Source organism: Rhodoplanes sp. Z2-YC6860 (assembly GCF_001579845.1).
GTDB lineage: Bacteria > Pseudomonadota > Alphaproteobacteria > Rhizobiales > Xanthobacteraceae > Z2-YC6860.
This window is the reverse complement of record NZ_CP007440.1, coordinates 6,832,015-6,844,955: the sequence shown is the minus strand read 5'-3', so window position 1 is coordinate 6,844,955 and position 12,941 is coordinate 6,832,015. Positions and strand designations below refer to the sequence as shown.

At 64.9% G+C, this 12,941-nt stretch carries 11 protein-coding genes; 7 read left to right on the top strand and 4 right to left on the bottom strand.

The genetic code is table 11. The features are described 5' to 3' along the window. Window positions 1–168 precede the first annotated feature (168 nt). The 4 genes from RHPLAN_RS31940 (at window position 169) to RHPLAN_RS31925 (ending at window position 4,686) form a co-directional block, all read left to right on the top strand. A complete protein-coding gene (locus RHPLAN_RS31940; protein WP_198164595.1) occupies window positions 169–1,110 on the top strand; it encodes a Bug family tripartite tricarboxylate transporter substrate binding protein in 942 nt (313 codons plus the stop codon). A 20-nt stretch (window positions 1,111–1,130) separates the two neighbouring features. Further along, window positions 1,131–2,477: a RidA family protein gene (locus RHPLAN_RS31935; RefSeq protein WP_068027170.1), complete on the top strand. Its 1,347-nt coding sequence runs from the start codon at window positions 1,131–1,133 to the stop codon at window positions 2,475–2,477. Between the two features lie 73 nt (window positions 2,478–2,550). Continuing rightward, on the top strand, window positions 2,551–3,834 hold the full coding sequence (locus tag RHPLAN_RS31930; RefSeq protein WP_068027167.1) for an aromatic ring-hydroxylating dioxygenase subunit alpha: 1,284 nt from the start codon (window positions 2,551–2,553) through the stop codon (window positions 3,832–3,834). A 24-nt stretch (window positions 3,835–3,858) separates the two neighbouring features. After that, on the top strand, window positions 3,859–4,686 hold the full coding sequence (locus RHPLAN_RS31925; RefSeq protein ID WP_068027164.1) for an SDR family NAD(P)-dependent oxidoreductase: 828 nt from the start codon (window positions 3,859–3,861) through the stop codon (window positions 4,684–4,686). 155 nt (window positions 4,687–4,841) lie between these two features. Here the strand turns inward: RHPLAN_RS31925 and RHPLAN_RS31920 are convergent, their stop codons facing one another. Next, window positions 4,842–7,199 (bottom strand): heavy metal translocating P-type ATPase, encoded by a 2,358-nt coding sequence (locus RHPLAN_RS31920; protein ID WP_084246003.1) that lies wholly within the window; start codon window positions 7,197–7,199, stop codon window positions 4,842–4,844. 51 nt (window positions 7,200–7,250) lie between these two features. Here RHPLAN_RS31920 and RHPLAN_RS31915 point away from each other — a divergent pair, with 51 nt between their 5' ends. The 3 genes from RHPLAN_RS31915 to RHPLAN_RS31905 all read left to right on the top strand — a co-directional run bounded on the left by RHPLAN_RS31915 (window position 7,251) and on the right by RHPLAN_RS31905 (window position 9,735). Then, complete coding sequence (locus RHPLAN_RS31915) at window positions 7,251–7,526, top strand: metal-sensitive transcriptional regulator (RefSeq protein ID WP_068027161.1); 276 nt, start codon at window positions 7,251–7,253, stop codon at window positions 7,524–7,526. A gap of 248 nt (window positions 7,527–7,774) precedes the next feature. Beyond that, a complete protein-coding gene (locus tag RHPLAN_RS31910) occupies window positions 7,775–8,665 on the top strand; it encodes an alpha/beta hydrolase (protein ID WP_068027158.1) in 891 nt (296 codons plus the stop codon). A 5-nt stretch (window positions 8,666–8,670) separates the two neighbouring features. Beyond that, the gene (locus tag RHPLAN_RS31905) at window positions 8,671–9,735 is read left to right on the top strand and encodes an Ldh family oxidoreductase (RefSeq protein ID WP_068027154.1); all 1,065 of its coding nucleotides are present in this window, start codon (window positions 8,671–8,673) and stop codon (window positions 9,733–9,735) included. A 135-nt stretch (window positions 9,736–9,870) separates the two neighbouring features. Here RHPLAN_RS31905 and RHPLAN_RS31900 read toward each other — a convergent pair whose 3' ends face one another. The 3 genes from RHPLAN_RS31900 to RHPLAN_RS31890 form a co-directional block, all read right to left on the bottom strand. Continuing rightward, window positions 9,871–10,704, bottom strand: a complete 834-nt coding sequence (locus RHPLAN_RS31900; RefSeq protein WP_084246681.1) for a DUF2927 domain-containing protein — start codon at window positions 10,702–10,704, stop codon at window positions 9,871–9,873. 99 nt (window positions 10,705–10,803) lie between these two features. Further along, window positions 10,804–12,072, bottom strand: coding sequence for a coiled-coil domain-containing protein (locus RHPLAN_RS31895; RefSeq protein ID WP_068027150.1), 1,269 nt, complete (start codon window positions 12,070–12,072; stop codon window positions 10,804–10,806). Between the two features lie 186 nt (window positions 12,073–12,258). Further along, window positions 12,259–12,861 carry a DUF1134 domain-containing protein gene (locus tag RHPLAN_RS31890; protein WP_068027146.1) on the bottom strand — a complete coding sequence of 201 codons (603 nt, stop codon included), beginning with the start codon at window positions 12,859–12,861 and terminating at the stop codon, window positions 12,259–12,261. Window positions 12,862–12,941 lie beyond the last annotated feature (80 nt).

Below are 12,941 nucleotides of genomic sequence, written 5' to 3'. Positions count from 1 at the left end.
TCGAACCGTTTCATGCCCGGAAACGCTCAGGGATGCAATTGCCCGAAAACCCTGCAATTCCATGCGACATCGTCATCGGCTCATGTTCTTGCGATGACGCTTTCGATAGAGCAGGTTAGCGCGCTGGGCAGGGTTGAGGGCGAAACGATGGTTCGGGTTGGGTCTTGGTTGGCGGTTTCTTGTGCGGCGCTTGCGTTGTCGATCGGCAGCGCGTTGGCGCAATCGAGCAAGACGGTGCGGATCGTGGTCCCGGTGCCGCCCGGCGCCTCGACCGACGCGGTGGCGCGCCTGATGGCCGAGCAGATCGGCCGCGCCCAGGGCATCACCCTCGTGGTCGAGAACCGGCCCGGCGCGAGCGGCATGATCGGCACCGAGCAGGTGTCGCGCGCGGCGCCCGACGGCATGACGCTGCTGATGACCGCGAACACGTATCTGATCGACGCGCAGACCCGGAAGGCGAACTACCATCCGGTCACGGCGTTCGAACCGATCTGCCTTCTGGTGCAATCGCCTGCAGTGTTCGTGGTCAACAGCGCGTCGCCCTACAAGTCGCTGAAGGACCTGCTCGACGACGCCAAGAAGCGGCCCGGCGAACTGTCGATGGCTGCTGTCGGTCCGGGCTCGACGTTCCAGATGGGCTTCACGCAGATGACCAAGCACGCGGGCGTGACCATGACCTACGTGCCTTATCAGGGCAGTGCGCCGGCAATCACTGCGGTTATGGGCCAGCACGTGACCTCGGCGTTCTCGGGCTGGGCGGTGGTCTCGGAGAGCGTGAAGTCCGACAAGCTGCGCGCGCTCGGCGTCGCGACCGCGAAACGCATCGAGCCGTTGCCGGATGTGCCGACCTTCGACGAGCAGGGCTTCAAGAATCTCGAAGTCGACAACTGGTTCGGCATCGTTGCGCCGGCGCATACGCCGAAGGAAACGATCGCGCAGATCAGCGGCTGGCTGCAGGCCGCGCTGAAGGACCCCGACGTCAAGGCCAAGCTCGCGTTGCAGGGGCTCTATCCGGTCGGCCAGTGCGGCGACGAGTTCGCAAGCTACATCCGTCGTCGGTTCGATGAATACGGCGAGATGATCAAAGAATCGAACATCAAGATCGAGTAGACGACATAAGGACGTCGAGGATGAAACGGCCATCGCGGGCGGGTGTTTCGCTCGCTCAGAAAAAGACCGCTGCGGAACAGAGCGTCGAGCCGATCCTGCCGGTGAAAATTCCGCACACGACCGCGCGGCTTGCGCGCGGCATCCGCGCCGGCCGCTGGGTGTTCGCCACCGGTCAGGCCGCGACCGACTACGTCAACGGGCTCGCGCCCGATGTCGAGCAGGCGGCACGGCCGCTCAACGGCGAGTCGCACCACAAGCGCGAGTCGCGCCGCATCTATCGCAATGTGAAGGAGGTGCTGGTCAAGGCCAAAGCCGACTTCACCGACGTGGTGCGCGTCGATCAGTACTATTCGGCACAGCGCGCGATGCATCCCTATCATCAGGTGCGTCACGAGGTGTTCGGCTCGAAGATCCCGCCGTCGACCTCGAACCTGCATCAGCGGTTTTCACGCACCGGCCAGACCATCGAGATCCAGATCATGGCCGCAGTGCCCGGTCCGGGCTTCAAAGCCAGGCACGAGACTGCGAAGGCCGGCTACAGCATTCCGCAGGTGTCGGGCTATAGCCCGGCGTTGAGCGCCGGCGACTTCCGATTCATTCCGGGCCAGACCGCGGAGTCGATGAGCGACGACGGGCCGGCGCTCGATCCGCAGGTGCGCGATCCGCGCGCGCCGTGGCGCAAGTGGCCCGTGAAGCTCGAAAGCGAGTTCATCATCACGAAGAAGCTGCTGCCCTCGCTGAAGGCCGCGGGCGCAAGCCCCGACAGCGTGGTGAAGGCGCAGGTCTATCTCACCGACCGCGAAGATGTGCCGGGCTTCAACGAAGTCTGGATGTCGCACTTCAAGAACAGTCCGCCGGCGACGACCATCATCGCGACCTCGAAGCCGGGCTTCGCCATCAACGAGCTCCTGATGGAGATCAACACCATCTCGATTGCCGCGAAAGGCAAGACCAGGCGTGAGGTGATCCGCGGCCGTGAGCCGCCGTTGTTCGACGGCTGGGTGTCGGCCGTCAAAGCTGGCGATCTCCTGTTCCTCTCCGGCTTGATGGCGATGGAAGGCGGCCGGCTGATCCCCGAAGCGCAGGTCGATGCGCGCCAGCCGTTCTACGGCATTCCCATCAAAGCCGAGATGCGATCGATCATCCGGCAGGCGGAAGCGATCTGCCGCGCGGCCGGTACCTCTCTGCGGAACGCTGTGCGCATTCAGCAATTCCATACGGATCTCGCCGATCTTCCGGCCGCGATTGAAGTGTGGGACGAGGCGATGGATCGTGCGCCATTGCCGCTGTCACCGGTCGAGACCGCGTGGCTGCCGGTTCCCGGTGCGCGCGTTCAAGTAGACCTGTGGGTGTACGTGCCGGGTTGAAAGAGATGCGCGGCATGCTCGCTCTGTTGTAAGATCGAGCGAACCGTCGGGGCGAAACAACAAGGAGCAGCCCATGCTCAGAGCTGAACAGAACAAGTTCGCAACCGAGACCGGCCCCGGCACGCCGATGGGCAATCTGTTCCGGCGCTACTGGATTCCGGCGATGCATGTGTCGGAACTGCCGGAGAACGAATGCCCGCCGGTGCGGATCAAGCTGATGTCCGAGCGGCTGCTCGCCTGGCGCGACACGCAGGGCCGTTACGCGCTGACCGACGAGTTCTGCGCCCACCGCGGCGTGTCGCTGTGGTTCGGACGAAACGAGCAGAACGGTCTGCGCTGCCCGTATCACGGCTGGAAATACGATCACACTGGCCAGTGCATCGAGGTGCCGTCGGAACCCTCCGAGAGCGGCTTCTGTCAGAAGATCAAGCTGAAGTCCTATCCGCTGATCGAGCGCGGCGGGATTCTCTGGGCCTATATGGGCCCGCCGGAATTGCAGCCGCCGTTTCCGGAATTCGAATGGGGGATGTTGCCCGAGTCCCAGGTCTACAATTCCAAGCGCCTGCAGGAATGCAACTACCTGCAGGCGATGGAGGGCGGCATCGACTCCAGCCACGTGTCCTTCCTGCACTCCGGCGACATGCATCGCGACCCGCTTCATCGGAACACCAAGGGCGCGGGCTATCAGTCCGACCAGAAGCCGAAGTTCGAGATCGTGGAATCCTCCGGCGGCCTGTACATCGCGGCGCGGCGCAACGCTGAGGAAGGCCATTACTACTGGCGGATCACCCAGTGGATCATGCCCTGGTACACCATGGTGCCGCCCTACGGCGACAACGCGCTGAACGCCCACGCCTGGGTGCCGATCGACGACAATAACTGCTTCACCTGGACCTTCACCTATCATCCGACGCGAAAGCTCTCCGACATGGAGATCGACGTGATGAAGAAGGGCGGCGGCACGCATGTGGTGCTGGTCCCCGACGGCTCGTTCCGTCCGACCATCAACATGGACAACGATTACATGATGGATCGTGCGGCGCAGAAGCGCGGCGAGACCTATTGCGGCGTCAAAGGCATCGCGATGCAGGATGCGGCCGTGCAGGAAAGCATGGGGCCGATCCAGGATCGCACCAAGGAAAACCTGGTCTCGACCGACAACGCCATCATCATGGCGCGGGCGCGGCTCCTGAAGATCGCGCGCGATCTGCAGAACGGCGTGACGCCGCCGGGCTTGCAGCCGGAAAACCAGCGCGTGCGGTCGGCGACCTTCGTACTGCCGCACAATGTGCCGTTTGCGGAAGCCAAGCGCGAGGACCTCACGGTCCGCGAAGGCGTGCACCACACTTCGATCTAGGCGATTGGATCTGAGCCGATCATCATGACCGCAGAACTCGACGCGCGGGCGGCGGGCGGCCGCCGCCTCAAGGGCAAGGTCTGCATCGTCACCGGTGCGGGGCAGGGCATCGGCCGCTCGACCGCCAGGCGGCTTGGCGCCGAAGGCGGCATCATCGTTGTTGCCGATCGCGTCGACGAGGGCGCGACGCAGACAGTTGCGGAGTTGCACGAGCATGGCGTCGAGGCGCTGAAGGCGCTGGTCGATCTGTCGACCATGGCCGGAGCGCAGGACATGATCGACAAGACCGTGGCGGCTTACGGCCGGGTCGATGTCCTGGTGAACAACGTCGGCGGCACGATCTTCATCAAGCCGTACCATCTTTACACCGAGGACGAAGTGAAGCTCGAACTGGAGCGTTCGCTTTTTCCGACGATGTGGTGCTGCCTTGCGGCACTGCCGGTGATGATGAAGCAGCAATCGGGCTCGATCATCAATGTCGGCTCGCAGTCGACGCGCGGGCTTTACCGTTTGCCTTATGCCACCAGCAAGGGCGGTATCCTGGCGCTGACCAAGGTGTTGTCTTTGGAATACGGCCGACACGGCATCCGCATCAACGCGATGGCGCCGGGTGGCACTGACATTTCCGATCGTGTGGTGCCGCGGCAGTTCATCAAGCCCGGCGTCACCGTCGACGAGCCGGAGGACGAGGCGGCCTACCGCCGCGAGATGGTGGAGGACATCCGCAATCAGCAGGCGCTGCGACGGCGCGGGACGCCGGAGGAGCAGGCGGCGGCGATTGCGTTTCTCGCCTCCGAGGATGCGAGCTTCATCACCGGGCAGGTGATCAATTGCAGCGGCGGGCAGTCGTAGCGGACCTTGTGTCCCGGGCGCAGCGCAGCACGAAGTGATGCGCTGCGCCCGGGACCCCGGTTATTTCCTTATGCGGAAAGCAACCGGGGTCCCGGATCAGCGGTGCACCGTTCCGCTTCGCTTCACGCTGCACCGCGTCCGGGACACGAGTGGCGCTAGTCGAGCTTGACGATGCGCAGGCGCAGCGCGTTGCCGATCACGCTCACCGACGACAGCGCCATGGCCAGCGCGCCGACGATTGGCGAAAGCAGAATGCCGAACACCGGATAGAGCACGCCCGCCGCGATCGGCACGCCGGCCGCGTTGTAGATGAAGGCGAAAAACAGATTCTGCCGGATGTTGCGCATCGCGGCCTTCGACAGCGCGAGCGCCTTGACGATGCCGTTGAGATCGCCTTTGAGCAGCGTGACGCCGGCGCTTTCCATCGCGACGTCGGTGCCGCTGCCCATGGCGATGCCGACATCGGCGGCCGCGAGCGCGGGTGCGTCGTTGACGCCGTCGCCGGCCATGGCGACGACGCGGCCCGCGCGCTTGAGCTTGTCGATGACGGCGCTCTTGCCGTCAGGCAGCACCTCGGCCTCGACCTCAGTGATACCGAGCCTGCGTGCCACGGCTTCGGCGGTGGTGCGGTTATCGCCAGTCAGCATGACGATGTGGATGCCGCTGGCCTTCAGCGCGGCGAGCGCCTCCGGGGTGCTGGCCTTCACCGGATCGGCGATCGCGATGGCGCCCGCAAGCTTGCCGTCGATCGCGGCGAAGATCGCGGTCGCCCCGTCGCGGCGCTGCTGCTCGGCCCAGGCTTGCAGCGCATCGGTCGTGATGCCGAGTTCGCTCAGGAAGTTGGCGTTGCCCAGCGCGACGCGGCGGCGCTCGACCATGCCGATGGCGCCCTTGCCGGTCGGCGAGTCGAAGCCACGCACCGGTGCGAGCTCGATCTTGCGTTCGCTTGCCGCCTCGACGATGGCACGGGCCAGCGGATGTTCGCTGGAGCGCTCGACGCTCGCCGCGAAGCGCAGCATCTGTATTTCGTCGACACCCTCGACCGTGGCCAGCGCCGCGACCTTCGGGCGGCCTTCGGTCAGCGTCCCGGTCTTGTCGACCACCAGCGTGTCGACCTTCTCCATCCGCTCCAGCGCTTCGGCGTTCTTGATCAGGACGCCGGCCTCGGCGCCGCGGCCGACACCGACCATGATCGACATCGGCGTCGCAAGGCCAAGCGCACAGGGGCAGGCGATGATCAGCACCGTGACGGCGGCGATCAGCCCGAAGGTCAATCGCGGTTCGGGGCCGTACAGCGCCCAGGCCGCAAAGGCCAGCGCGGCGACCGCTATCACCGTCGGCACGAACCAGCCCGCGACGCGATCGGCGAGCTTCTGGATTGGCGCGCGTGAGCGCTGCGCCGTCGCCACCATCTGGACGATCTGCGACAGCAGCGTATCGCGGCCGACCTTCTCGGCGCGCATCACGAAACCGCCGCTGCGGTTGATGGTGCCGGCCATGACGTTCCCGCCGATGTCTTTGGTCACCGGCATGGACTCGCCGGTGACCATCGATTCATCGAGCGTCGAATGGCCTTCGGTCAGCACGCCGTCGACCGGGACTTTTTCGCCGGGCCGTACGCGCAACAGGTCGCCCACGGCAACAGTGTCGAGCGGCACCTCCTGGTCCGTGCCGTCAGCATCGACGCGGCGTGCGATCTTCGGCGCGAGATCGAGCAGCGCGCGGATCGCGCCGGAGGTCTGTTCGCGCGCCCGCAGTTCGAGGAGCTGGCCGAGCAGCACCAGCACGGTGATCACGGCGGCTGCTTCGAAGTACACCGCGACCACGCCATGGGCGTCGCGGAACGCCGGTGGAAATGCAAACGGCGCGACCGTCGCGACCACGCTGTAGAGCCACGCCACGCCGGTGCCGAGCGCGATCAGCGTGAACATGTTGAGGTTGCGCGTCACGAGCGATTGCCAGCCGCGTTCGAAGAACGGCCAGCCGGCCCACAGCACCACGGGCGTCGCGAGTGCGAACTGAATCCAGTTCGACGCCGCAGGTTCAATGACCCCATGCCAGCCGAACAGATGGCCGCCCATCTCGAGCATCACCACCGGAACCGAGAGTGCCAGGCCGATCCAAAACCGCCGCGTCATGTCGACCAGCTCGGGATTGGGACCCGCGTCGGCACTCGGCATCTCAGGCTCCAGCGCCATGCCGCAGATCGGGCAGGAGCCCGGGCCGGGCTGCCGCACCTCGGGATGCATCGGGCAGGTGTAGATCGTGCCCTCCGGCATCGGTTCGGCGGCAGCGCGCGGGCTCAGATATTTGTTTGGATCGGCGGCGAACTTGGTCCGGCAACCGCCGGAGCAGAAGTAATAGGTCTCGCCGTGATGATTGTGCTGATGCGGCGTGGCCGCCGGATCGACGGTCATGCCGCAGACCGGGTCCAAGGCTTTTGCGCCGTCCGAAGCGTGATGGTGCGTGTGGTCGTGACCGGCGTGGTGATGGTGGTGGGAATGGTCTGTCATCGGACTGCCGGCTCGCTTGAATTGTATACCCTGGGGGGGTACATAGACGGCATGCAAGCAGAAGCCAAGGCGTCGGTCCTCAAAAGACTTCAGCGTATCGAAGGTCAGGTGCGCGGCCTGTCGCGCATGGTCGAGGAGGACCGCTACTGCATCGACATCGTGACGCAGTTGTCGGCGATACGAGCCGCACTGCGCGCAGCCGAGGATGAGGTGATGCGCGATCACGCCTCGCATTGCATCGAGCACGCGATCGCGAGCGGCAACAAGACCGAGCAACGCCGCAAGGTCGCCGAACTCATGGACGTGCTGGCGCGGTCGGCGCGTTAGTTCAGGTCGACCCCGCACAAGTATCAACAGATGGGCGACCTGCCCGGGCACCCCTCTATATTTTGTGGTTTTGCCGTCAAAAGCTGGCGGCGCGCGACTGCGCCTAAATCGGCCTTTTGTCGCGCGGGATTTGCGCATGCCGGGTCCACAAAGCGTTTCGTGGACACCCGCATCCGCATCTGGCACATGGATTTTTGACGGAAATGATGCCGCGGGCGCGGATGCGCAGGGCAGGGAGGAATTCAAAAATGTCCGACACCAAGATCACGTTTCAATCGATGGGCCGCAAGCTTTCGGGTGCGGTGCGGGTGCCGGACAGCGTGAAGCCCGGCGAGAAACGGCCGGCCTTCATCGTCATGCACGGCTTCGGCAGCAATTCGAGCTCGAGCAACGTCATGGAGCCCTGCGCCATGTTCGAAAAGCTCGGCTACGTGACGCTGCGCTTTGACATGCCGGGCTGCGGCGAAAGCGAAGGCGAGCGCGGCAATCTCATCTGCCTGGAGCAGGTGCAGGCGGCGAGCGACGGGCTCACGTTTCTGACCAAGCATCCGAACGTGGAGGCCGACCGGATCGGCCTGATCGGGTCGAGCTTCGGTGCTGCGATTGCGGTCTACACCATCGGCGTCGACAGCCGCGTCGCGGCGTCCATTTCGTCGGGCGGCTGGGGCGATGGCGAGCGCAAGTTCCGCGGTCAGCATCCGGGCGCCGAGGCGTGGAAGAAGTTCACCGACATGCTGGCGGAAGGAAAGCATCATCGCGAGAAGACCGGGAAGTCGCTGATGGTGCCGCGCTACGACATCGTGCCGATCCCCGAGCATCTGCGCGGTCATCTGGCCGGGAATTCCATCCAGATGTTCACCGCCGAGACGGCGCAGAGCATGTACGACTTCCGCGCCGACGATGTGATCGGCAAGGCCAACGGCCGGCCGATCCTGCTGCTGCATTCGTCGGTCGACTCGGTGACCCCGACCGAGCAGTCGATCGAGATGTTCAAGCGCGCGGGCCAGCCGTGCGACCTGCATCTCTTCGCCGAGACCGATCATTTCATGTTTGCCGAAAGCAACACGCGCGTGCGCACGGTGATCTATGACTGGCTGGAGAAGTATTTCCCGGTCCAGGCGCGGGCCGTCGCGGCGTAACTCCGATGACTGAGAACAAGCGCTACGCCATTCCGGCGATGATCGCCTTTGCTCGCGAGGCATTTGTCGCGGCCGGTGTGCCCGAGGCCGATGCCGCGATCGCTGCGAAGCAGTTCATCGAGGCCGATCTTACCGGCTTCGACGCGCACGGCATCTTTCGCCTTGCTCCCTATGTGGCGCAACTCAAGTCGGGCCGCGTCAAGGCCAAGCCCAACATCAAGGTGCTGAAGCGCGCGCCTTCGACTGCGCTGGTCGATGGCGACGACGGCATTGGCCATCTGGTGATGACCTACGCCACCAATCTGGCGATCGAACTAGCCAGGGAGACCGGTATCGGCTGGGTCGGCGCGCGCAATTCCAATCACGCAGGCGCAGCTGGCATCTATGCCGAGATGCCGGTAGCTCACGGCATGGTCGGCATCTACGCGGCGGTGTCGACGGTCAACCACATGGGGCCGTGGGGCGGCGCCGAGCCGATGATCGGCACCAATCCGATTGCGGTCGGCATTCCGGCGGGCAAGAACGCACCGGTGGTGCTCGATATCGCCACGTCGGTGTCGTCGTTCGGCACCATCCGGCAGCGCCAGGTGACGGGCGAGCCGCTGCAAGAAGGCTGGGTCATCCACAGCAAGACCGGCGAGCCGATCCTCGATCCGAAGAAGGTCGGCGAAGGCGTGCTGCTGCCGATCGGCGAGCACAAGGGCGCGGGGCTCGCGCTGATCATCGGTCTGCTTGCAGGCGTGCTCAACGGCGCCGCGTTCGGTCATGACGTGGTCGACGCGCTGGGGCCAGGCAACAACCCGACCAACACCGGGCAGTTCGTCATAGCGCTCGACGTGTCGCGCTTCATCGCGCCGGAGGTGTTCGCAGCCGAAATGGATCGGCATCTGAACGATCTGCGCTCGTCGCCGACGCTGCCGGGCTTCGACAAAATCCGTCTGCCGGGCGAGGATCGCCGCAAGCGGCGTGCCGACCGGAACGCCAACGGCGTTTCACTGCCCGCGACCTTGATCAAGCAGCTCGACGATCTTGCCGCCAACCTCAAGATCGAGCCGCTGGGGACTCGCTAAGACCGCATCCGTTCATGCCCGCGTAAGCGGGAATCCAGTTCTGCCCAGAGCGGCCGTCAGCCTCTTTAAGCTTCGTCCCCGCTTTCGCGGGGACGAACGACGAGAGCGTCAATCCTCTCAGCAGACTTAGGGCGCTTAAGGCCCTTTGTTGTTGTCTTCGACCCAGGCGCGCACGTCGGGCAGCACCTTCGGGATCAGCGTCTGCACGTCGGCCCGCGTCATGCCGGGCTGGACCCGCGTGTCGTACAGGATGTTCAAAAGGTATTGATCGTAGAGATCGAAAAAGCCCATCTGGACGTCGTCGTTGAACATGGTCCAGGGCACGGTGGTGTCGTCGTTGATCGGACCGAGCGCCTGCAGCAGCTCCTCGTAGACGCAGTCGTAGAACACGAACTCGCCGACGTCGGCAGTGATGATCACGTCGGAGCGCAGGATGTGCGAGCCTTCGTCCTTGCGGAAGCCCGACAGGCATTGCGGCTCCAGCGTGCGCTGGATGCGCCGCGCCCGATCGATGCCGTAGATCGTGCGGATCATGCGCGACAGATCGCTGTCGTTCACCAGCGACACGATCATGTTGGCGTCGTCGCGGCGTTCGGTCGTTGCGATATCGAGATTGCGGATGCGGCTGCGGATGTCGCCGATGGCCGCCTGCACCTGAAGCGTCCGGTCGGGCGTGGCGCGATTGTCGATGAACACGCGCACCGGTACGGCATATTTGCGGATGCGATCGACGCCGCCGGCGACATGGAACTCGGCGCCGAACGTCACTTTGAAAAACCCGTCGAGGATTTCGGCGTCGGTGAAGGTTCGCCGTTCGATGGAGCGGCGATAGGCGATCTCCGGATTTTCGGACTCGGCGGTAGCGGGCCAGGCGGTGGCGATGAGAATGCCTGCCAGCAAAATGGTCGCGAAGCTTCGCGACAGGACATCCGAGTTCGCGATAGCTCGACGAATTCCGCCGAACGTCATGGTCGTCGTGCTCTGATATCGCCCCAACGCCGTTATATCATGGCGGTTGATTCCGGGTGACGCAATGCCACCACCGCATGTATAGCCCGCGATGCGGGGCTAGCTGGCCGCGGGAACCCGCGACGCCTTCATCTGCAATGCACGGATGCGATCCGCCAGATTGCCCTTGCCTTCGGCTGCGGGCTTGCGCTCGCCATTGGCCGGCCGCGGCGCTTGCGCCGTGGTGGGATCACTCGCCAGCATCGCCTCGATCGGCGAATCGGAACCTTCGAGAGCGACCGTGAGCCGGGCGATCTCGGCCGCGATGTCGTTGATCCGCTCGCGCAGCAGGGCATTCTCGACCCGCTCGGCCGCCCAGCTCTGCTCGGCTTCGCGCTTCATGCCGGCGATTTCCTGCTGCAGCCTGGTCCGTTCGGCCCTGACCTGGTTGAGCTGGTCCTCCATCAGCGCCTTTTCCTTGACGAGGCTCTCGGTCGCGGCGCGGCTCTTGCCCGCGGCACCCGAGAGCTCTGCGCGCAGATCGTTCTCGACCTTCTGGTTCTGGGTAACCTGGTCCTTGAGCTGGGCGATTTCGATCTCGCGCTCGGACAGGACCTGCACCTGCTCGGCCATGCGGCCTTCGACCTCTTGCACCCGGCGGCCAAGCACCTCGGCCTCGGTGGTCTGCGCGACCAGCGCGCGTTCGAGCTGGGCCACGCGGTCGCTGAGCTTCTCGACCTTGCCGCGCTCGTCCTGGAGTTCCGCAGTCGCCTTGGAGGCGTCTCTGCGCTCGCGGTTGAGCCGGTCGCTGATTTCCTGCGCTTCGCGCTCATGACCGGAAACGCGATCCTTCAGCGCCTCGACCTGCACGCGCAACGCCGTCGCCTCGACGCGCGTGCTGTCGGCAGTCGCGGAGCGTTCGCCCAGATCGGAGGACAGCTTCGAGAGCTCGCCCTGCTTTTCCTGCAGCATGCGCTCGGCTTCGCGGAGCGCGCCGATCTTCACCGAATGCTCCGACTCGGTCGCGGAGAGCTGGTCCTTCAGCGACTTCTCGCGCGCTTCCAGCGAGAAGATCGCGGCGGTCTTTTCGCCAAGCTCGACCTTGAGACGGTTGATGGCGTCGCTCTTCTTGCCGAGTTCCGCGAGCTGGCTCGTGGTCTTGGCCTTCATCTGCTCGACGGACAGCTCCAGCCGTCGCGTCGACATGGCGAACTCCGCCCGGAGCTGGTCCTTGTCGGCCTGAATTTCGGCCATCGACAGCGGTGTCGCGGCCTCAAGCCGCTTCATCGTCAGCCGGACGGCCCGATTATGCACAAGTGGAATCAGCACGAGGCCAAGCAGACTCGCGACAAAAAAACCAATGCCGAAAAACATGATCGGCTCGATCATGAACGGGGGCCTCCAACCCGGGATGATTGCCGAGCCACAACCATGCCACGCTCTCGCGGGCGCTGCCAGGATTACTGGCGTTGGCTCTCGGCGCTGGGCGCCTTCGGCCCGGGTTTCATGGGGACCAAATATGGCAAGGCCGGGCCTTGAGGCCCGGCCAGAGACGAAATCAATCGTACGATCGGACTAGAGCGGGTTCCAGGTCGGCTTCGGCGTGAACTTCAGGTAGCCGATGTTGGCGCCGAGGCGCAGCCCGACACCCGAGCGGATCGGCACCAGGACGATGTTGTTGGCGGTCAGCGCCGTCATGCCGAAGCCGCCGACAAAGTAGGCGGATCCATCGATGCCGCCGAACCGCTCGTAGATCGCGCTGGTGGCCGGCAGACTGTAGACCAGCATCATGGTCCGGGCGCCTTCGCCGCCGGCGTCGAAGCCGATCGACGGCCCCTGCCAGTAGACTTTCAGGTCGCCGGCGTTCTTGGTGTAGAGGATGCCCTCGCCGTAGCGGAGCCCGGCCACGAAGGCGCCGGCGGCTTCCTCACCCAGGACGTAGCCGTTCGGCAGGCCCCATTGGCTGACCGCCTTCTCGACGATCTGGGCGAGACCCCGCGACACCGTGCCAAAGAAGCGGTGGCCGGCATTGACGATGTCGTCCGACGAGAAGCGGCTTTCGCCGGCTGGCAGCGTGCCGGGCGGCGGGGCCTCCTGCTGCGGCTGCGCCGCAAGCGGCGCAACGCTGAGCGTGCCAAGGACGGCAGCCGCAGCCAACAAACGGATCAAGGCGCGCATCAGGTGGTCCCCCTCGAGATTGGGGGCGAAGGCCCCCGGCTTAACGCGTTGCTCACGCGCCCGCCTTAGCTTTGCCGGCG